17 protein-coding genes and 1 pseudogene are annotated in these 19,654 nt (G+C 56.2%); 6 read left to right on the top strand and 12 right to left on the bottom strand.

What is annotated here, in order from left to right:
• From IE156_RS03360 to leuS, 6 genes and pseudogenes are all read right to left on the bottom strand, one after another.
• A pseudogene (locus IE156_RS03360) lies at positions 1-882 on the bottom strand (DNA methyltransferase); the annotation flags it as partial.
• A gap of 10 nt (positions 883-892) precedes the next feature.
• The gene (locus IE156_RS03355) at positions 893-1,309 is read right to left on the bottom strand and encodes a CopD family protein (protein ID WP_189391050.1); all 417 of its coding nucleotides are present in this window, start codon (positions 1,307-1,309) and stop codon (positions 893-895) included.
• Between the two features lie 3 nt (positions 1,310-1,312).
• Complete coding sequence (locus IE156_RS03350; protein WP_373296480.1) at positions 1,313-2,608, bottom strand: glutamate-5-semialdehyde dehydrogenase; 1,296 nt, start codon at positions 2,606-2,608, stop codon at positions 1,313-1,315.
• A gap of 68 nt (positions 2,609-2,676) precedes the next feature.
• Positions 2,677-3,738 carry a DNA polymerase III subunit delta gene (gene holA, locus IE156_RS03345; RefSeq protein WP_189391049.1) on the bottom strand — a complete coding sequence of 354 codons (1,062 nt, stop codon included), beginning with the start codon at positions 3,736-3,738 and terminating at the stop codon, positions 2,677-2,679.
• A 2-nt stretch (positions 3,739-3,740) separates the two neighbouring features.
• Complete coding sequence (locus IE156_RS03340) at positions 3,741-4,373, bottom strand: LPS-assembly lipoprotein LptE (RefSeq protein WP_189391048.1); 633 nt, start codon at positions 4,371-4,373, stop codon at positions 3,741-3,743.
• Positions 4,374-4,375: 2 nt separating this feature from the next.
• Positions 4,376-7,033, bottom strand: a complete 2,658-nt coding sequence (gene leuS / locus IE156_RS03335) for a leucine--tRNA ligase (RefSeq protein ID WP_189391047.1) — start codon at positions 7,031-7,033, stop codon at positions 4,376-4,378.
• 410 nt (positions 7,034-7,443) lie between these two features.
• Between leuS and IE156_RS18340 the strand changes: the two genes are divergently transcribed.
• Together IE156_RS18340 and IE156_RS03325 are read left to right on the top strand one after the other, a co-directional pair.
• Positions 7,444-7,803, top strand: coding sequence for a hypothetical protein (locus IE156_RS18340; RefSeq protein WP_229840931.1), 360 nt, complete (start codon positions 7,444-7,446; stop codon positions 7,801-7,803).
• Between the two features lie 136 nt (positions 7,804-7,939).
• On the top strand, positions 7,940-8,428 hold the full coding sequence (locus tag IE156_RS03325) for a DinB family protein (protein WP_229841021.1): 489 nt from the start codon (positions 7,940-7,942) through the stop codon (positions 8,426-8,428).
• Positions 8,429-8,507: 79 nt separating this feature from the next.
• Here IE156_RS03325 and rpmG read toward each other — a convergent pair whose 3' ends face one another.
• The 3 genes from rpmG to IE156_RS03310 all read right to left on the bottom strand — a co-directional run bounded on the left by rpmG (position 8,508) and on the right by IE156_RS03310 (position 10,234).
• Complete coding sequence (rpmG, locus tag IE156_RS03320) at positions 8,508-8,675, bottom strand: 50S ribosomal protein L33 (RefSeq protein ID WP_003802781.1); 168 nt, start codon at positions 8,673-8,675, stop codon at positions 8,508-8,510.
• Between the two features lie 35 nt (positions 8,676-8,710).
• Positions 8,711-8,947 (bottom strand): 50S ribosomal protein L28, encoded by a 237-nt coding sequence (gene rpmB / locus IE156_RS03315; RefSeq protein ID WP_121739234.1) that lies wholly within the window; start codon positions 8,945-8,947, stop codon positions 8,711-8,713.
• A gap of 138 nt (positions 8,948-9,085) precedes the next feature.
• Positions 9,086-10,234: a Bcr/CflA family multidrug efflux MFS transporter gene (locus IE156_RS03310; RefSeq protein ID WP_189391045.1), complete on the bottom strand. Its 1,149-nt coding sequence runs from the start codon at positions 10,232-10,234 to the stop codon at positions 9,086-9,088.
• 332 nt (positions 10,235-10,566) lie between these two features.
• Here IE156_RS03310 and IE156_RS03305 point away from each other — a divergent pair, with 332 nt between their 5' ends.
• The 4 genes from IE156_RS03305 to IE156_RS03290 all read left to right on the top strand — a co-directional run bounded on the left by IE156_RS03305 (position 10,567) and on the right by IE156_RS03290 (position 15,685).
• The gene (locus IE156_RS03305; RefSeq protein ID WP_189391044.1) at positions 10,567-11,823 is read left to right on the top strand and encodes a class I SAM-dependent methyltransferase; all 1,257 of its coding nucleotides are present in this window, start codon (positions 10,567-10,569) and stop codon (positions 11,821-11,823) included.
• A 537-nt stretch (positions 11,824-12,360) separates the two neighbouring features.
• A complete protein-coding gene (locus IE156_RS03300) occupies positions 12,361-13,404 on the top strand; it encodes an ABC transporter substrate-binding protein (protein ID WP_189391043.1) in 1,044 nt (347 codons plus the stop codon).
• Between the two features lie 164 nt (positions 13,405-13,568).
• Positions 13,569-14,426 carry an ABC transporter permease gene (locus tag IE156_RS03295; RefSeq protein WP_189391042.1) on the top strand — a complete coding sequence of 286 codons (858 nt, stop codon included), beginning with the start codon at positions 13,569-13,571 and terminating at the stop codon, positions 14,424-14,426.
• Positions 14,423-15,685, top strand: coding sequence for a quaternary amine ABC transporter ATP-binding protein (locus IE156_RS03290; RefSeq protein ID WP_189391041.1), 1,263 nt, complete (start codon positions 14,423-14,425; stop codon positions 15,683-15,685). Before IE156_RS03295 ends, IE156_RS03290 begins: the two co-directional genes overlap by 4 nt.
• Before the next feature lie 95 nt (positions 15,686-15,780).
• Here IE156_RS03290 and IE156_RS03285 read toward each other — a convergent pair whose 3' ends face one another.
• From IE156_RS03285 to IE156_RS03275, 3 genes are all read right to left on the bottom strand, one after another.
• Positions 15,781-17,202, bottom strand: coding sequence for an MATE family efflux transporter (locus tag IE156_RS03285; protein ID WP_189391040.1), 1,422 nt, complete (start codon positions 17,200-17,202; stop codon positions 15,781-15,783).
• Between the two features lie 9 nt (positions 17,203-17,211).
• Entirely contained in the window at positions 17,212-18,972 is a 1,761-nt protein-coding gene (locus IE156_RS03280) for an ArnT family glycosyltransferase (protein WP_189391039.1), read from the bottom strand.
• 133 nt (positions 18,973-19,105) lie between these two features.
• Positions 19,106-19,372, bottom strand: coding sequence for a type B 50S ribosomal protein L31 (locus tag IE156_RS03275; protein ID WP_003802796.1), 267 nt, complete (start codon positions 19,370-19,372; stop codon positions 19,106-19,108).
• Positions 19,373-19,654: the final 282 nt, after the last annotated feature.

The raw sequence follows: 19,654 nt of genomic DNA, 5'->3' as shown, positions 1-19,654 counted from the left end.
ACGGCCTTCGCGGTTGCGGTCGAATGCAGGACGGTCACCCGATTGCGGGCGGCTGTCACGATTGCGGTCGAAAGCAGGGCGTTCGCGGCGCTCGCCGGAGAACTCACGACGCTCGCCTGTTTGAGGGCGGCCTTCGCGGTTGCGGTCGAATGCGGGACGGTCACCCGATTGCGGGCGGCTGTCACGATTGCGGTCGAAAGCGGGACGTTCGCGGCGCTCGCCGGAGAACTCACGACGCTCGCCTGTTTGAGGGCGGCCTTCGCGGTTGCGGTCGAATGCGGGACGGTCACCCGATTGCGGGCGGCTGTCACGATTGCGGTCGAAAGCAGGGCGTTCGCGGCGCTCGCCGGAGAACTCACGACGCTCGCCTGTTTGAGGACGGCCTTCGCGGTTACGGTCGAATGCAGGACGGTCACCCGATTGCGGGCGGCTGTCACGATTGCGGTCGAAAGCAGGGCGTTCGCGGCGCTCGCCGGAGAACTCACGACGCTCGCCTGTTTGAGGACGGCCTTCGCGGTTGCGGTCGAATGCAGGTCGTTCGCGGCGCTCACCGGAGAACTCACGACGCTCGCCTGTTTGAGGACGACCTTCGCGGTTGCGGTCGAATGCGGGACGTTCACGGCGCTCACCGGAGAACTCACGACGTTCGCCCGATTGCGGACGGCTGTCGCGGTTACGGTCAAAGGCAGGACGCTCACGGCGATCCTGGTCACGCTTTTCTGCGTAGGGGCGGGCTTCACGTTTAGCTCCGCCTTGGCGGTCTTGCTGCAGGGTGGCCGCACGCGCGCGCGCACCCGAGCGCACGCGGGGTTCCGCATTGCTGGCTTTCTTTTTAGGGCCTGTGCCCAGGCTTAGGGTCTTGCGTTCAGATTGGTCTGACATGAATAAGGAATTAGAAGGGTTTTATAACCACCAGGATGAGGACCAGCAGCAGAACGATGACCGGAATTTCATTGAACCAGCGGAAGAATACGTGTGAGCGGGTTTGTTGCCCTTGCTGGAATTGCCGCAGATAGCGTCCGCACACACCGTGAAAAGCAAACAGGATTAAAACCAGAGTTAGTTTGGCGTGCATCCAACCCTGTCCTTTGCCTATGCCGTAATACAAAAACAAACCAAGGCCTGTCAGCAAGGTCAAAATGGCCAAAGGAGCCATAAAGCGATACAGGCGCCGGGCCATGCCCAAGAGCGTTTCATAGGTCTTGGCATCGTTCTCCTGGGCCAGATTGACATAGAGGCGGGGCAGATAGAACAGCCCCGCAAACCAGGAGGTCACAAACAAGATGTGAAATGTTTTTAGCCAAAGCATGATTTAACCACGCATTTGGCCATTGCCATGCAAGACCCATTTATAAGTCGTCAGACCTTCCAGGCCGACTGGGCCGCGAGCGTGAAGACGGTTGGTGGAAATACCGATTTCTGCACCCAGGCCGTACTCGAAGCCATCGGCAAAACAGGTAGGCAGGTTCACCATGACGGAACTGGAATCTACTTCGCGCTGGAAACGCTCGGCCAGACTCAGGTTTTCCGTCACGATGGATTCAGTATGCTCGGAACTGTACTGGGCAATATGGTCCATAGCCTGATCCATGGAATCCACGATGCGGATGGCCAGGATGGCAGCGGCAAATTCGGTTTCCCAGTCTTCCTCGGTGGCAGGAGCCACATTGGCGATTAAAGCACGGGTTTGCTCGCAGCCACGCAGTTCCACGCCTTTTTCTTGCAATTGACGTGCAATTTCGGGCAAGAAGGCAGGTGCAATGTTGCGGTGAACCAGCAACGTTTCCATCGTGCCGCAAATACCATAGCGATAGGTCTTGGCATTAAAGACAATGCGGGTCGCTTTTTCCAGATCGGCAAACTCATCAACATAGACGTGGCAATTGCCGTCCAGGTGCTTGATCAAGGGCACGGTGGCCTCTGTGCTCAGGCGCTGGATCAGGCTTTTACCACCACGAGGGACAATCACGTCTACATAGTCGTTCATGGTAACCAGCAAGCCAACGGCATCGCGGTCGGTGGTGGGGACTACTTGCACGGCTTCTTTGGGCAAACCGGCGCGCTCCAGACTGCTGGAAATAATCTGTGCCAGAGCCTGATTGGAGTGAAAGGCTTCGCTACCACCACGCAAAATGGTGGCATTACCGGATTTCAGGGACAAGGCCGCCGCGTCAATCGTGACGTTGGGGCGTGATTCGTAAATGATGCCGATCACACCCAGAGGTACACGCATCTGCGCCACACGCATGCCGTTAGGGCGGGTGCGGGAGGCGCTGATCTGGCCAACTGGATCGTCCATATCCGCAATCTGGCGTAAGCCTGTCGTCATGATTTCAAGGGCGCGGTCCGACAGGGCCAGGCGTTCAATCATGGCCGGAGCAATCTGGCGTTCACGCGCCGCTTGCAAGTCCAGCTCGTTGGCGGCTTGTAAGGTGGCTTTTTGCTCAATCAGGGCGTCGGCCATATAGCGCAGGGCATCCGCCTTGGCTTTGCCAGTGGCGGCGCGCATGCGACGGGCAGCAAGCTGGGCGCGCTTGCCCAAATCTTGCATCATGGTGGACAGATCGCCGACCTGGGTGGCGGCAGAGGACTGGGTAATATCGTTCATAGCCGTGTAACTCTCCGGTTCAAGAGAGCATTATCGCAACAATTAAGAGGTTAAGGGGTATTGGACGCTCAGCGACGAGGCGCTTGTGTCGCTACCGCGATACGCAGGGTCAGGCGGCGCATTTCTTCCCACGGGTCTTGCTGACGTCCGTTGGGGTGCAGACCTTTGATCAAACGGTCTATATCGTGTGCATGTAGCACCGACGCTGGCCAGCTCTGCGGTGGAATGCGATCCAGAGCCTGACGAACCAGTTTTTCACGCGGTCCGAAGATGCGGTACTGGCGAAACAGGTTGGATAGATCCTGACCTTGCTGACGAGCTTGCGATAAGCGTGCCAGTGTACGCACTTCTTCGCCCACAGCCCACAGCACGAGGGGCAAGGCCTCGCCTTCGGCCTGCAGACCATCCAGCACGGTTAAGGCGCGTTGGCTTTGGCCGGCAAGCATGGAGTCGCGCAGATCAAACACACTGTAGCGCGCCACGTTCAAGACGGCGTTTTCTAACTCTTCCTGGCTTAATTGGCCCGGCGGGTAAATAAGAGCCAGTTTCTGGATTTCCTGATGAGCGGCCAGAAGGTTGCCTTCGACCTTGTCGGCCATCCATTCCAGGCTGTTGCGCTCCAGGCTTTGATCCTGTGATTTCAAGCGCTGGGCAATCCAGCCGCCCAGGGAGTTACGGTTAATGGGCTGAATCTCGACCCAATAAGCCGCTTGTTCCAGGGCCTGGCACCATTTGCTATTGCGAGTGGCCTTATCCAGACGGGGAAGCTGAATCAGAAAGCTGGTGCCGTCCATTTGCCCGCCACTGATCAGCTGACAGAGCTTTTGCAGGGCATCGGCACCCGGCTTACCCGGCTTGCCGCTGGGGATGTTCAGATCCACCAGTTTTTGATCGCCAAACAAGGAAATATTCTGTGCAACGGCAAACAAGGGGGACCAGTCCGCACGCGCGTCCAGCGTGAAGCTGCTGCGTTCGGTGAACCCGTCCTGGCGCGCGCGGGCGCGTATGGCGTCGGCTGCTTCAACCAGCAACAGGGGTTCGTCACCCGAGACCACATACAGCGCTTGGAAGGCTGCAGATGGCGTGGCCAGTTCGCGCAGCAAGGTGTCGTGGTCGGCCCTGCGTCCCATGATTACAACGGTGCCTGTTGTCGAGTGGGCAGCAGTTCCATGTCTTCCAGAGAACTGGCGTCAGGTTGACTGGACATAAAGTGATAGGCGCTGGCGACATCAGGCGAGCTCAAGCGGCGCACAATGCGGTTAATCAGCGATTGCTCCATATCACGGAAAATCATCTCGATTTCGCTGTCCTTGGCCTGGACGGCATCCGCGTCGTAAGGCATTTCACGGATCACGTTCAGCGTTGTGGGCGGCAAAATAACACGGCCTTTAGCGTCCAGCAGTTCGAATACAAAGCTCAGTTGCAATTCGTATTCTTCCACTTGGCCTTTGGCATTGATGGAAATTTCGCGCTGATTTCGGCTGTGGGATAGCTGTTGCAAGATGACCTCAGCCTCTTGTGAGCGTTCCACAAAACGAGTTTGGGGCGAGCTGGCCTGGATGCTGCGGCGCAGGTTCGCGCCAAAAGCGCTGTTGTCCGTAATGTTGGTATAGATTGCGTTGAACGGCAGCGGAGCCACCCCTTTCAGGTGAAAGCCACACGCTGTCAGAACAAGGCTCAGCAGGATAATCAAGCCCGCCAGTCCCCACGACCTGGGTGCAGGAACAGACAGCGAGGCGGAAGGAAACAGGCGGGCTAAATGCATGATTAACCTACGACGTTAACGAGTTTGCCAGGCACCACAATGATGCGCTTGGCGGGGCGGCCTTCCAGATACTTGAGCACAGCGGCGTGTTCGGCTGCAGCTTGTTCAATGGCGGTTTTTTCCGCTCCCTGGGGCACGACCAGCGAACCACGCAGCTTGCCGTTGACTTGCAGCATCAGTTCGACTTCGTCGGCAATCAGGGCTTGCTCATCGAGTTCAGGCCATTGGGCGTCCAACATATCGCCCAGACCCTCTGCCCAGCCTAGTTCACGCCACAGTTTCCAGGTGATGTGCGGCACCACAGGGTACAGAACGCGCAACAGGATGGATGTGGTTTCAGCCAGAGCGCGTTGAGCGGCTGGAGTGTCTTCCCATTGAGTCTGCTCCAGGGTGTTGAGCATCTTCATGCAAGCCGAGACCACAGTGTTGTACTGAATACGTTCGTAGTCGTAATTGGCTTGCTTGAGCAAGGAGTGGATTTCCAGACGGGTGCGCTTGGCTGCCGCGTCCAGATCGCTCCAGTCTGCTGTTTGGGCGTTACCGGCACGCAGGGCGTCGGCGTGGTTATAGCAGAAGGACCACAGGCGGCGCAGGAAGCGGTTGGCTCCGTCTACCCCTGAATCCGACCACTCCAGCGTTTGCTCTGGCGGGCTGGCGAACATGATGAACAGACGGGCGGTATCCGCACCCATCGTGTCGATCAGCGATTGTGGGTCCACACCATTGTTCTTGGACTTGGACATGGTGCCAATGCCGTTGTACTGCACGGGCAGGCCATCGCTCTTTAAGCGGGCGCCGACAATGGCGCCTTTTTCGTCGTAGACGTTCTCGACGTTTTCAGGCCAGAAGTATTCGATGCCGCCTTGTGGTGTGCGACGTGTATAGCTGTGGTTCAGCACCATGCCCTGACACAGCAGGCGGGTAAAGGGCTCGTCAATCTTGACCAGACCCATGTCGCGCATGACTTTGGTCCAGAAGCGTGCATACAGCAAGTGCAGCACGGCGTGCTCGATACCGCCAATGTACTGATCCATAGGCATCCAGTAATCGGTGCGGGGATCGGTCATGGAGTCGGTCAGGGCCGGCGTGGTGTAGCGCAGGAAGTACCAGGACGAGTCCACGAAGGTGTCCATGGTGTCGGTTTCACGACGCGCCGGTTTGCCGCAAGACGGGCAGGCGCACTTCAGGAAGGCCTCATGCTTGTTCAGCGGGTTGCCGCTGCCATCAGGGATCAGCTCTTCAGGCAGAATCACGGGCAGATCTTTCTCTGGAACAGGAACCGGACCGCAATCGTCGCAATGGATGATTGGGATTGGAGTGCCCCAGTAGCGCTGGCGGGAAATACCCCAGTCGCGCAGACGGAAGGTAGTTTGTTTTTCGCCCAGCGCCTGGCTGTTCAGATCGGCGGCAATGGCATCGACGGCGGCAACATGGGCCAAGCCATCGTATTTGCCGGAATGGATGGTTTGGCCTTGCTGCTTGTCGCCGTACCAGTCTTGCCATTGGGTGGCGTCGTAGTCTTTGCCTTCAACACCGATGACTTGCTGAATAGGCAATTGGTACTTGAGGGCAAAAGCGAAATCGCGCTCGTCGTGAGCGGGGACGCCCATGACGGCACCGTCGCCGTAGCTCATCAAGACGTAGTTACCGACCCAGACTGGAACGTCCGCGCCAGTCAGCGGGTGCTTGACGGTCAGGCCGGTGGGCAGACCTTCTTTTTCACGGGTAGCCATATCGGCTTCCGTCGTGCCGCCTTTCTTGCATTCTTCGACAAAGGCAGCCAGTTCGGGATTGCTACGGGCGGCCAGGGTAGCCAGCGGATGCTCAGGGGCAACGGCACAGAAGGTGACGCCCATAATGGTGTCCACGCGAGTGGTGAACACGTACAGGCGGCCGTCTTGAATCAGTTGGCCTTGTTCGTCGCGGATGTCGTGGGGAAAGGCGAAGCGCACGCCTTGGCTCTTGCCAATCCAGTTTTCCTGCATCAGGCGAACACGCTCGGGCCAGCCGGGCAAACCGGTTTTAACGGTTTCCAGCAGCTCTTCGGCGTAATCGGTAATGCGCAGGTAGTAGCCAGGAATTTCACGCTTTTCAACCAACGCACCCGAGCGCCAGCCGCGGCCTTCAATAACCTGTTCGTTAGCCAGGACGGTTTGGTCTACCGGGTCCCAGTTCACGGTCTGGGTCTTGCGGTAGGCAATGCCTTTGTCCAGCATTTTCAGGAACAGCCACTGGTTCCATTTGTAGTATTCGGGGTCGCAGGCGCACATTTCGCGCGACCAGTCGATTGCCAGACCCATCGCCTGCATCTGCTTTTTCATGTAAGCGATGTTGTCGTAGGTCCACTTGGCGGGTGGCACTTGCGATTTGATGGCGGCATTTTCAGCCGGCATGCCAAAAGCATCCCAGCCCATGGGCATGAGAACGTTAAAACCGCGCATGCGTAGCTGGCGCGCCATCATGTCGTTGATGGTGTAGTTGCGTACGTGGCCCATGTGTAGCTTGCCGCTAGGGTAGGGCAGCATGGAGCATGCGTAAAACTTGGGTTTGGGCGAGCCATCAGGATTGGTGGCGTTTTCGACGGCACGATAGGCGTCCCGATCGGTCCAGTTTTGCTGAGCGAGTTGTTCAACCTCGCTGGGGTTGTAACGTTCCTGCATGAGTGGCAATACCGTTTTAGACAGAAGTAAAGGAGTATCCGCCATTATACGGGGCAAATGTCGATGTGGACGCTTGCCAGGCAGGCCGTTTATGAGGCTCGATGGCGGATAGGCGGCAGGCGTGTCAAAACGGCCTGTAGAGAGCAAAAGGTTTTGGTGTGAGGGCGTTCGTGCAAGGCACGCGACACTGGGACTCACTAAAGGGCAGTAGCTTAGCTCTTTTTGAGCCTGTTTTGCGGCTGGGGCCAGAGATCAAGCCAGAATTCGGTCAGGGGGGAGTGACAAAGAATGGTCGAAAATTCAGTCAGTCAGACGCCTGGAATTAGTATAACGTTAGTGTTTATGCCTGTTAAAGGCAGGTTCTTGAAGAAAGGTGCCGGGTCGTATTGAGGGCCAGGCAGGAGAGCTTGATGTTCAGTCACATTACTGTCGGGTCGTGCGACCTGGAGCGGGCGGGGCATTTTTATGATGCTTTGTTAAATCCACTGGGTTTGGTGCGCCGCCTGCTCACTTCTGATGGCGGGCCAGCCGCGTTGTGCTGGGTCGCGATTATCTCGCTGGGTATTGGTCAGGATACGTCCGCCGGTGGCTTGACGATGATTGTGGCAGGCTGTGTTTCGCTAGGCATTCTGGTGTTTGGAGGCTATGCCCTTATCTTTTCAACCGCAGTCATGATTGCTCTTTATGCGAGAGCGCGACGCTGGATTGAGGGCGTGCTTTCAGTGACGTTTGCGGCCGCGGGCTTGAGGCTTTTAAGCTCGTCCAACTAAAGCTGCATCTTTATGCTGCACGGATTTTGATACCACTCTAGGAACAAGCATGAGCACAATAGTGCAGGGCGTGACTACTACCAAGCCAGCGGATGGGCAGCTTGGGCAGCCTTCATCGGTGGCAGACACCCTGAGGATGATGGTGCGCTACAAGCGCTGGGCGAATGGCCTGACATTCAAGGATGTGATGGAGCTGCCCGACGGTGAGGCCCTTAGGCAGAGGCTGACCCGGTTTGGCAACATCGTGCACACCTTGAATCATGTGTACGTGGTGGATGACATCTTCAGGCACCACTTGGAAGGCAAAAAGCACCGCTACAGTTCGCGCAATACTGATCAGACGCCTGCTCTGGCTGATTTATGGGAAGCCGTGCAGGCAATGGATCGTTGGTATATAGCCTGTGTGGATGCCTGGACCTGTGAGGACTTGGGGAAGGTGATTCATTTTGAATTTGTTGGCGGAGGGCAGGGAGCCATGACCCGCGAGCAAATTATTTTGCATGTCGTCAATCACAGTACGTATCACCGTGGTTTTGTCAGCGACTTGATGTATCAAGTGCCGTTTACGTCCGCAACCAATGATCTGCCAGTTTTTCTTCGGGACCATTACCCCTGTACATCGTGATAGATCTGCAGAAAAAGGAAAAGCCCCTGCATGACAGGGGCTTTTTGAAAACCAGTCCGCTGTAGCAGCGGGGCGCGAATTAACGCAGCTTGGTTTCTTTGTACTCGACGTGCTTGCGAACGACGGGGTCAAATTTCTTGATCACCATCTTTTCAGGCATGTTGCGCTTGTTTTTGGTGGTGGTGTAGAAGTGACCCGTACCGGCGGACGATTCGAGTTTGATTTTTTCGCGTATACCTTTTGCCATGATGAGCTCCTGGTTAAATGTTTAAGAAGCGCAGCTTAGAACTTTTCGCCGCGGGAGCGCATTTCGGCCAGAACGGATTCGATACCGTTCTTGTCGATGGTGCGGATAGCATTAGCGGAAACGCGCAGGCGAACCCAGCGGTTTTCACTTTCAACCCAGAAACGACGGGACTGCAGGTTTGGCAGGAAGCGGCGCTTGGTTTTATTGTTAGCGTGCGAAACATTGTTGCCCGACATTGGGCCTTTTCCGGTCACTTGGCATACGCGTGCCATGGTCATACCCCTTGAGATCTAATCAGCCTCCGCTAAACGAAAAAAGCCGCGGGCGATTGTAAAATTAGGATCGTGTTAACCCCAAGCTGGGGTCGAAAGAAGATTATTCTAATATGGAAAAACCACTTGGATCAAGTTTTACCGTGCTTTAGTCGCTGCATTGCGGCCAAACAACCACGATAAGACAGCGCAACAGGCCAAGACGGCGGTTAAAGGCAGGGCATCAGAAGACGCCCAACTACTGACAGCAAAACCGGCCAGCGCACCACACAGCATTTGCAAGGCCCCCATCAGCGCTGAGGCGGTGCCCAGTCTATGTCCTTGCTCGGACAGTGCCAGCGCAGCGGAGTTGGGGTTCACAAAGCCCTGGCAGGCCATAAAGCCCATCAAGGTCACCATCAGCCACGTCAGATCCAGTACCCCCAGCAACGTCAATACAGCGCCCCCAACCGTAAAGATCACTTGCAGTCCCTGTGCCACCCGCAGCAGGGTGGGTGGGCTATAAGTATTGAGCAAGCGGGCACTGACCTGAGAGAAGACAATCAGACAGGCCGCGTTGGCACCGAAGTAATAACCAAAATGGCGCGGTTCCACTGAAAATAATTCGATGAAAACGCGTGGCGACCCGGCTATATAAGCAAACATACCTGCAGAACTAAAACCGGCGGCCAGGGAATAAAACATAAAAGGCCGGTCACGCAGCAGGGCACTGTAATTATGGGCAATTAGTTTGGGCTGTAGTGGCAGCACCCGCTCGGGGGTCAAAGACTCTTTCATGGTGAAAAAAGTCAGCAACCACAGCAGGACACCCGAGCCCGCCATAAAGATGAAGATGCCGCGCCAGTCGCTAAATAGCAGAATCTGGCCCCCGATCAGGGGAGCCAGGATGGGCATCACGCCCATAATCAGCATTAGCATGGACAAGGCGCGCGCCGCCTCCCGCGTCTCAAAGCGATCACGGATAACCGCGCGGGGAATCGCCATGCCTGCAGCACCGCCAAAGGCCTGGACAATACGCCAGACAGTCAGCTCATCAATGTCGCTGGCTCGGGCACAGAAAAAAGAGGCGACCGTAAAAATCAGTACGCCCAGGAGCAGCGGTGGTTTGCGTCCAAAGCGGTCGGCCATGGGGCCATAGACCAACTGGGCTACGCCCACTCCCAACAAAAAACCGGCCAGGGTGCGTTCGACCATGCCGGCGGAGGTGTTCAGGCTGTCAGCCATCGCCGGAAAGGCGGGCAGGTACATATCAATGGCTAAAGGGCCCAGGGCGGTGAGCAGCCCCATCAAAATAAGCCAGGAGGGAAAAGCAGGGGAGTGGTTGCGTGTCATCGGGCCAAGTATTAAGGTGGGGCAGATCCTGGCCGCAAGCCTAGAACGTTTCCCCCGCGCCGCGCATCAAGGCAAACCGATGCAAAGGGCCAAAGGCAGGCAGTTTAGCATGGGGTAAGGGCATTTTTGACCGACGTGCTTTAGGTGTGAAGCATGTGATTCGTGACTTTGGCGCAACGGATTCAGAGCGTCGATGTATTAGGCTACAGGATTGACCGCTTACGGGTGGTGTGTTGATTCAGGCGACACATTGCCATCTTTGTTTGTTTACATACAAGGAGACGAAGTTGAGTTCAATTTCATCAATGGTCCAAGCTAAGTTAGATCAGCTCAGTGTTCCGATTCGGCTGACTTTACCCAATGGGGAGCAGGTCGGGTCGGCCAACGCTGTTGTTCATCTGATGATCAAAGACAACGCTACCTTGGCGCAACTGGCAGCCGGGCAATCCGGACAGTTGGGTGAGGCCTACGTGGAAGGGCGGATGGACTTTGAAGGCTCCATGCGCGATTTGATGCGGCTGGCTGCCGATATTTTGCCGGGTTCCCCGGTTGATGCCGCCCAAGCTGGCTGGCTGACGTCCATTGTTACGCATCTGGCTTCCGTCTGGCGTCATTCCCAGGAAAAGGACGCCAAGCAGATCCAGTTTCACTACGACTTGTCCGACGATTTCTATGCCTTGTGGCTGGACCCGCGTCGGGTTTATTCCTGCGCCTATTACCGGGAGCCGGACATGAGCCTGGCCCAGGCCCAGGAAGCCAAGCTGGACCATATCTGCCGCAAGCTGCGTTTGCAGGCCGGTGAGCGGTTTTTAGACGTTGGGGCTGGCTGGGGTGGCCTCTTGCTATGGGCGGCTGAAAACTACGATGTGGATGTGACGGGGATTACCTTGTCGCGCAACCAGCATGCCTATGTGAATGGGCTGATCGAGCAGAAAGGCCTGAAGGGCCGGGCTCGCATGATGCTGCTGGACTACCGTGAGCTGGATGAACTCAAACCCTATGACAAGCTGGCCTCGGTCGGCATGTTCGAGCACGTGGGCCGCGCCCAGCTGAGCGGGTATTTTGACAAGTTGCGTCGTCTGGTCAAACCGGGTGGCTTGATTCTGAACCACGGCATTACGGCCGGTGGTGTGGACAATAGCCAGCTGGGTGCCGGTATGGGCGACTTTATCGAGAAGTACATTTTCCCCGGTGGCGAGCTGACTCATATCAGCCATGTGCTGCGTCATTTGGCCGAAGGAGGGCTGGAAGGCCTGGATATTGAGAATCTGCGTCCCCACTATGCCCGTACCTTATGGGCCTGGAGCGATGCGTTGGAAAGCCAACTGGATAAGGCCAAGGCAACACTTGATTCCGAGCAAGGGCAGAAATCCTTGCGTGCTTACCGGGTTTATCTGGCCGGTTGTGCCATGGGCTTTGAGCACGGCTGGATGGCTTTGCATCAAGTGTTGGCCCAGGCGCAAAGTGCAGGGCGGGCTCAGGAGCTGGAGTACGCGCCAGACCTGGTCTACCCCTGGCGGCGTGACTATATGTACTCGCGCTAAGCCCCTGAACCTAGGGACAAATGACAAGGTCTTATGCCTTGTCATTTGTCTTTTTGAGTTTGTTTTCTGAATCCGCCTAATTTAAGCGAATTAATTAGTAACAAAAAAGAATTCTATAAATCGCTAAAACCAGGCCAAACAAGGGTTTTGTTGTGTTTTTGCAATTGACATATTGCAGATTTCTACTGATTTAGCTCGGTAAGAATTTGTTTTTGATTGCAAAGGCCCGTAGAATGGCCTCCTTAGCAGATTCATCAATTCGACTCAGAGCCGCTTAATCCGCGTGTTCTATTCGCACCAAATCATCGCCCCGCGCGGTGTAGCCCAGCCCCAGCCGGTTTGTTTCGGTCAAGGCACAGGACGGTATAAAAAAGGGTTTTACCCATCTACATCGTCCCGGGTTTCTTGTGAGTGCCTGGCACTCGCTCTCTACGTAGGTATGTATTGGCGATAAGAGCATCGTCTTCCGCACACCCCTTTAGCCTTGGCGCCGACTGATCATGCAGGACGCGTCCCAGTAACTCAAGGAGGAGCATCATGTCTTCATACTTCCCTCACGCCGGTGCCAAGTCGCGCTTGCACCGCTTCCCCCTGATTCAAGCCTCTGTGCTGACCAGCGTTTTGCTGGCTTTGTCGTCCGCTGCACACGCTGCTGCGCCGGCTGCCTGCGAACTGGATCGTACCGTTCGTTTTGGCGGCATGAATTGGGAATCGAATCTGGTCCTGACCGAAGTCGAGCGTTTCATCGCTGACAAGGGTTATGGCTGCAAGACTGAGGTCATCTCGGTCGAGACGCTTCCGGCTCTGGCCGCATTGGAGCGAGGCGACCTGGATGTCAACACTGAAATCTGGCTCAACAGTGTGGCGGACCCCTGGAAACAGGCAGAAGCCAAGGGCAATGTAAAACGTATTGGCGACATTTATATGGGTGGTGAGGCCTGGTTTATTCCACGCTATACCGCCGAGCGTCTGCCTGAACTGAAGTCCGCAGCGGACTTGCCCAAGTTCAAAGATGAATTCAAAGATCCCGAAGAACCCGGTAAAGGTCGCTTTTATGGCTGCCCGGCGGGTTGGGGGTGCGAAGTGGTCAGCGGCAATCTGTTCAATGCCTTGAAACTGGGTGATACCTACACTTTGTTCTCGCCCGGTACGGGGGCTACACAAAAGGCTGCCTTGACCTCTGCCTACCAGCGCAAGGAAAACGTGGTGTTCTATTACTGGTACCCCACGCCTCTGGTGGGTTCCATGGATCTGGTCAAGCTGGAACTGCCTGCTTATGACGAGAAAAAGCACGGGTGTCTGACTGACCCCAATTGTGCCAATCCCGAGCCTAGCGACTATCCAGAAAACCCGGTCTTTACCGCGGTCAATATGGAATTTTCCAAAACAGCTCCTGAGCTGACGGCCTTCCTGGCCAATGTCAGCATGCCTGTCGAACTGATGAACGACACCATGGCGCATATGGAAAAAACCGAAGGTGAGCCCGAAGATGTGGCGCACTGGTTCTTGAAAGAGCACGAGGACACTTGGTCCAAGTGGGTGCCACTGGATGTGGCTCAGCGCGTAAAAGCCGCTCTTTAGTATTCGTGTCGTTGTAGGGCGAGGCCGGCCTCGGTTGCTACACCCCAAGTGGGTGTAGGCACTGAGCCGTACCTCGCTTTTCTGCCTGGTCACCGTGTGGCCGGCAGACTCATGGCCGGGCCACAAGCCCGCGCTGCATGCACGAGTTTTACGGAGTGTTTTTTATGTTTCCTGAGTTGATTGATCCGCGTGCCTTACGTTTGCCCATCGATCAGTTCGTGGGTGATCTGGTGGCCAATTACTCCAGCACCTTGCGTGCCATGACCCAGCCTTTGCTGGATATGCTGGTGTTCATGGAGTCCATCCTGCGCAGCAGCCCCTGGTGGGCGGTGGTTCTGGTGGTTGTTGCCCTGGGCTGGGTAGCCAGCCGTCGCGTTCTGTTTTCTGTGGCCATGGGTGCCATGTTATTTGCCATCGGTTTGATTGGCCTGTGGGATGCGGCAATGCAGACCTTGGCCCTGATGATTGTGGCTGTGTTTTTGTCTGTGCTGATAGGCATACCCCTGGGACTGCTGATGGCCAGCTTTAATTGGCTGCGTCGCATCATGATGCCGGTACTGGATGTGATGCAAACCATGCCCAGCTTCGTCTATCTGATTCCAGTGGTGATGCTGTTCAACTTGGGCAAGATTGCCGCCCTGATCGCCACCATTATTTACGCTATTGCCCCTGTCATTCGACTGACTGACTTGGGCATACGCTTAGTCGACAGCGAAGTGCTGGAAGCTTCGCGCTCTTTTGGTTCGAATCGTTGGCAGCAGCTCTATGGCGTGCAACTGCCTTTGGCCATGCCCAACATCATGGCCGGTATTAACCAGACAACCATGATGGCACTGGCCATGGTGGTGATTGCCTCCATGATCGGGGTTCGAGGTTTGGGCTACGAAGTGCTGCAAGGCATTAACCGCCTGCAAGTAGGTCGGGGCCTGATGGCCGGTTTGGGCATTGTGTTGCTGGCTATCCTGTTTGACCGTATTACTCAAGAATTCGGCCGTCGCTTTCAGACCCGGGAGGCCGCATGAGCAAGATTGAAGTCCGCAATATTTACAAGATCTTTGGTTCGCAACCCGAGCGCTGGCTGGAAGAGGCCCGCAACGGGGTTCGCAAAGATGAGCTGCTGGCAAAAAGCGGTCATACGCTGGGCTTGCGCGATATCAGCTTGTCTATCGAGCATGGCAGCATTTACGTCATCATGGGATTGTCCGGCTCGGGCAAGTCCACTCTGATTCGCCACTTCAACCGTCTGATCGAACCGACAGCTGGGCAGATTCTGGTCGATGACGTGGACGTCATGAGCCTGGGCGGGAAGGCATTGATGCAGTTCCGCCAGCAAAAGATCAGTATGGTTTTTCAGCGCTTTGGTTTGTTTCCGCACCGAACGGTATTGGAAAATGCCGCGTATGGTTTGCAAGTGCAGGGTATGGGGCGCGCCGCACGTGAAGAAAAAGCCACTTACTGGCTGGAGCAGGTTGGCTTGCAAGGTTTTGAGAAGCAGTACCCTCATCAACTGTCTGGCGGTATGCAGCAGCGTGTCGGTCTGGCGCGTGCCTTGGCGACCGATGCCGATATTCTCTTGATGGACGAAGCCTTCTCCGCTCTGGACCCGCTGATCCGACGTGAGATGCAGGATCAGTTGCTGGAGCTGCAGGCCCGTCTGAACAAGACCATTGTGTTTATTACGCATGATCTGGATGAGGCCTTGCGCTTGGGTAACCGGATTGCCATTCTGAAAGATGGTGAGCTGATTCAGGAAGGCTCGCCCGAGGATATTCTCTTGTCGCCCGCCAGCGATTACGTGCAGGCCTTCTTGCAGGATGTGAACCGCAGCAAAGTGCTGAATGCAACCCATGCGGTGCGCGATTTCAGCAAAACGCTGACGTTCACGATGCGTACTCGTGCCGTGCATGCGCTGGAGCGTTTGAGCGAGCGAGGTGTGCGGTATGCGCCTGTGCTTGATGGCAAGCGGCTGGCTGGGGTCTTGATGCGATCGCGTGCTCAAGAGGCGGTGCAGCAAGGCGCGCGGGACATTTCCAGTTTTGTGGACGAGATGAGTTCTGTTCCTTCCACGATGGGCCTGGATGAAATCCTGGGGCAATTGTTGCGCAGCAGCGAGCCTTTGGCCGTGACGGGTGAGAACGATGAGTTCCTGGGCTTGCTCTCGCGCAGCAAGGTGGTGGACTTGGTCAGCCCCTTGATTGATGCGGTGGAAGAGTCGCCTGACGGTATTCAGGAGGAGGCGGCTAAGGTATTGGAAGCTGTTGAAGGTACCAAACCAGCCTGAGTGCGCGTATCTGTAGCTACGTAAAAACGGGGCCAGTTATAAAACTGGCCCCGTTTTTTATGGGTTTGCGTGTTGGAGGGCGGTTGATGCTGTATTTAGCTAGAAACGGCCGTTTTGCGACGTGCTGGATTGTAAATGCGCAAAATATGGCTATACCAGAAGAGCAGCAGCAAGGCCGAGGCCCCCAGGCCCAGGCTGGACATGGTCCACAAACTGGCCGCACCGACGGGGGCTCCCGGTGCCAGCCACTGGATTACCCCCTCCAGTGATCCGGCGGCAGGCCCAAAGCCTAGCCACCAGCCGCCACCCAGACCCAACACGCTCAGGGCAAAAAACTGTAGCAGCATGGGTACAAAAGCCACCTTGTAGGCTCGCAACAGATAGGAAATCAGACACTGGAAGGCGTCAAAAAAGTGGAAAAAGGGCAGTAGTTGCAGCAAGAGCAAAGCCCGCAAGGCAACATCGGCATCGTCGGTGTAAGCATTAGCCAATGTCGGGCGCAGCAAAACTAGCAGGCTGATGGTAATCGTGGCCCCAGCCAAGACAATCGCCAGACTTAACATGCCGACCTGACGGGCACGGTGATATTGCCCCGCGCCAATCGCCTGGGCACTGACGGAAGCCGCTGCAACACCTACCGCCATAGGGACCATGAAGCAGACTGCGGCTAAATTGGCCATGATTTGATGGGCGCCGGAGGCAAAGACTCCTTCACGGGCAACCAGCAAGGCCATAAAGCTGAATGCGCAGATCTCGATCAGGTAGGAGCCACCCATAGGCAGTCCCAAGCGCAGCAGTTCTTTTTGTGCTGCCCAGTTGGGTCGACCCAGCCGAAGCGTAAACGGTTTGTAGTGGCGATCGGCGCGTAGCAACCATAAACCTGCAGCCAGCATCAGCCAGGAAACCAGGGTAGTGGCCAGGCCGGAGCCTACGGCACCCATGGCTGGTAAACCAAATTTGCCAAAAATCAGCACCCAATTGAATAGGGCTTTGAATGCCACGCTGAACAGATTGATCAGCATGACGGCTTTGGGGTGAGAGGTAGCCGTACCCAGGCAATAAATCGTTCTGAACACCAGTGCGGCAGGCAATGCCAGAATCAGGCTGTGCAAATACCAGGTGACACGCTCGTGAACCAGCGGGTTCAGATCGCCCGACCAACTGAGCCAGATACTGGGAAATGCCAGGGCCAGGGAGCCAATCAGGGTCAGCAGTAGGGCCAGCCACACGCCTTGCCCCCACCAGCGGCCCACCTCGTCCAGACGGCGAGCCCCAAACTGTTGCGCAATGATGGGAATCAGGGCGTGAATAACGCCCATCAAGCCAATGAAGACGGTGATGTAAATGGATACGCCCAGGCCCATGGCCTGCAGGTCGATGGCGCTGCTGTGGCCGACCATAACGGTATCCAGAACACCAAAGGCAATTCCGGCCCAGGAGCCAACCAGCACAGGCCAGGCCTGACGCAGGATTTGACCTGCCTGGCCTTTCCAGTTGTGAAGAAACACGGAGGACATGATTGAAACTTACTGAGCTGACACCCGTAGCAGACGGAAAGCCTCGTGACGGTCCGGCCCACGTTTACCTTGCCATAGCTGGACCGCATTCTCTGGAATGGGGGCTTTACCATCTTGCAGGTCGCGCAGGGAGAACTGTTCCAGCACTAAGGTGCAGCGATTGTCGAAATTGACCTTGATGTCGTTAAACACCAGGAAGGAGGCGCGTTGTCCCGAACCCAGGCCCCAAGAGCGTAGGCATTCGCCGGGCTGCTTGTGTTCACGCAGCGCTGCCGACAGCTCGCCGGATACATCGCGATAGCTACGCACGTAGTCCAGCGAGGGCATCCACAGCGTGACCAGCAAAAGCCACGTTGTAATCAGCCCGCCTGCGGACAGTACTGTGCCGCGTAGCAATCCGGGGGGATTGGTGGACAGACGCCAGCGCACCAGAGAGATCCAGGCGATTGTGCCCAGCACGGCAATAATCATGACCGGCCAGGAAATGAAGGTGTCGTAACCCTGTGTTTGACGGGCAATATTGTGCGAAATTTGACGCGGCCAGCCGGTTTGCTGGGCGATCCAGCCCAGCCAGACTGTGGTTGCCGTCAGCGAAAAGCACATGATGGCAAACCAATCCAGCGTATTGACGACGCCGCGGCGTAAGGTGGGCAGCGAGAAGGCGGCCAGTATCGCGCAGGGCACAACTAGTAAGGCATATTCAGGCTCGAAAGCATCGCGCATGAACAGCAGGCTGATAAGTGGGACGATAAAGCTGATGGCAGGCACATAAATATGCGGGGCTTTGAACCAGCTGCGCCATTGCCACAGAGCCAGCAAGGCCAAGGGCCAGATAGGCCACAGGAACCACAGCAGGTCGCGTAGATTATTCAGTTGTTCTTTGAAACCGGCCCAGCCCCAGGCGGCCAGATGCCACAGGCGCCACTGTTCCGTCCAGTACACGCTGACGCGTTTGGCAGGAATCCACCAGGCCATGATGATGGCCAATGTCAGCACGGCGCTTAGCGCCAGCCATTGGCTATGCTGGCGCAAGGGGCCACGGGGAATAAAGCACAGCACGGTCGCCAGCATGATGGGGCCTGCGCCCAGCCAGCCACGCGTTAAAAAGCAGGCACCTAGCGATAGGCCCAGCAAGATCGCCCCTGAAGCAGGGCGCTCGAACATGCGCACCAGGCTGTACAAGGCCAAGGCTTGGAAGGCAATAATGGCGGGCACTTCCGAGGTTTCGTGCATGCGCCAGAGAATACCGACCGTTGCGACTGTTAGCAGCAAGGTGGCATCGGCAATCATGCGTCCATACGCCGTGGGCGATGGCTCGCCGCCAAAGGGTAGGCGCAGCGGCTGGGCTTCAGGGCGGCGCGCCAGCCAATAGGCGCTATGCCAGACGGAAGCCGCCAACATGCCGAACCACAGCAGATTGGGCAGGCGCGAGGCCACAATATTGGCATTCAGCTCGGATGTAAACAGTTTGAGCAGCGGTGCGAACAGCGTAATGAACAGCGCACCCAGCCAGGTCGTCAGCGGCCCGTCCTGGGCATGCGCTAAATCTCCCACCTGCGGCAACAGCAAAGCCTGACCGCTGGGATCAGACAAGGCGGTAAGCATGGTGGCCAGCCCGATAACATCGTCTGCTTTCCAGGGGTCACGGAAAAACAGACCCGCAAGAATATAGATCGTCCCTACGACTAACAGGACCAGTCGGGGAAGTTTGACGGCCGCGGTAGCGGTCAGGCGGGCAGGGGTGGAGGTGGGTATGAGGCTGGATGACACGTCTAGGATAAAACAGTCTGTTGATTCGCCCTATCTTAATGCAAAGGGGACGCCTTGACCGGGAAAAGCGCAGTAAAAAAGGCAGCCGAAGCTGCCTTTTTTGCGCTGAACGCGGTATGCCGAGAAAGAGGGCTTATTCGCCTTTCTTGACGGTACCAGCCGTACGAGCAAAACGGGCGCGGAACTTTTCAACGCGGCCAGTTTCCACGATACGGGTTTGAGCGCCCGTGTAGAAAGGGTGCGACTCGGACGTCACGTCACACTTGAACAGTGGGTAGGTCTTACCGTCTTTTTCGGTGGTTTCGCGAGTCTGGACAGTGGAACGGGTGATAAAGGAGTTGCCCGTTTGCAGGTCCAAAAACACCACGTCACGGTATTCTGGGTGAATGCCTTCTTTCATGATGATTCCTGTTTTAACAAATAAGGACCGCCAGCAGGGCTCGTATTTACAAAAAACAAACCGCATCGCGCAGTTTTTCAAGCCTTGTAAATACCGGCACTAAAAAGCAAGAGGGCTGTTTTTTTAACCCGGTTTTAAAGGCCAGGTTGAATAATGCCTAAAGACTTTTTGCCACGTATCCGATGAAGCCTGAAATTTTAGCATCGAGCGGCCGCTTTTCAAAGAAAACTCCGTAAAAGCGGTGCACAAGTGCAACAAGGGGCTGTTTGGAGGTGGGGGCGT

It is taken from the genome of Alcaligenes pakistanensis (assembly GCF_014652815.1).
GTDB classification, from domain to species: domain Bacteria; phylum Pseudomonadota; class Gammaproteobacteria; order Burkholderiales; family Burkholderiaceae_B; genus Alcaligenes; species Alcaligenes pakistanensis.
This window is presented reverse-complemented; position numbering and strand designations above follow the sequence as displayed.

Coding starts and splice junctions, on each gene's coding strand:
- IE156_RS03285 (WP_189391040.1), bottom strand. CDS start 17,202: ATGTCCTCCGTGTTTCTTCACAACTGGAAAGGCCAGGCAGGTCAAATC.
- IE156_RS18340 (WP_229840931.1), top strand. CDS start 7,444: ATGTTCAGTCACATTACTGTCGGGTCGTGCGACCTGGAGCGGGCGGGG.
- IE156_RS03355 (WP_189391050.1), bottom strand. CDS start 1,309: ATGCTTTGGCTAAAAACATTTCACATCTTGTTTGTGACCTCCTGGTTT.
- IE156_RS03290 (WP_189391041.1), top strand. CDS start 14,423: ATGAGCAAGATTGAAGTCCGCAATATTTACAAGATCTTTGGTTCGCAA.
- IE156_RS03310 (WP_189391045.1), bottom strand. CDS start 10,234: ATGGGGCTGCTCACCGCCCTGGGCCCTTTAGCCATTGATATGTACCTG.
- IE156_RS03300 (WP_189391043.1), top strand. CDS start 12,361: ATGTCTTCATACTTCCCTCACGCCGGTGCCAAGTCGCGCTTGCACCGC.
- IE156_RS03295 (WP_189391042.1), top strand. CDS start 13,569: ATGTTTCCTGAGTTGATTGATCCGCGTGCCTTACGTTTGCCCATCGAT.
- IE156_RS03350 (WP_373296480.1), bottom strand. CDS start 2,608: ATGAACGATATTACCCAGTCCTCTGCCGCCACCCAGGTCGGCGATCTG.
- holA (WP_189391049.1), bottom strand. CDS start 3,738: ATGGGACGCAGGGCCGACCACGACACCTTGCTGCGCGAACTGGCCACG.
- IE156_RS03325 (WP_229841021.1), top strand. CDS start 7,940: ATGATGGTGCGCTACAAGCGCTGGGCGAATGGCCTGACATTCAAGGAT.
- IE156_RS03340 (WP_189391048.1), bottom strand. CDS start 4,373: ATGCATTTAGCCCGCCTGTTTCCTTCCGCCTCGCTGTCTGTTCCTGCA.
- IE156_RS03275 (WP_003802796.1), bottom strand. CDS start 19,372: ATGAAAGAAGGCATTCACCCAGAATACCGTGACGTGGTGTTTTTGGAC.
- rpmB (WP_121739234.1), bottom strand. CDS start 8,947: ATGGCACGCGTATGCCAAGTGACCGGAAAAGGCCCAATGTCGGGCAAC.
- leuS (WP_189391047.1), bottom strand. CDS start 7,033: ATGCAGGAACGTTACAACCCCAGCGAGGTTGAACAACTCGCTCAGCAA.
- rpmG (WP_003802781.1), bottom strand. CDS start 8,675: ATGGCAAAAGGTATACGCGAAAAAATCAAACTCGAATCGTCCGCCGGT.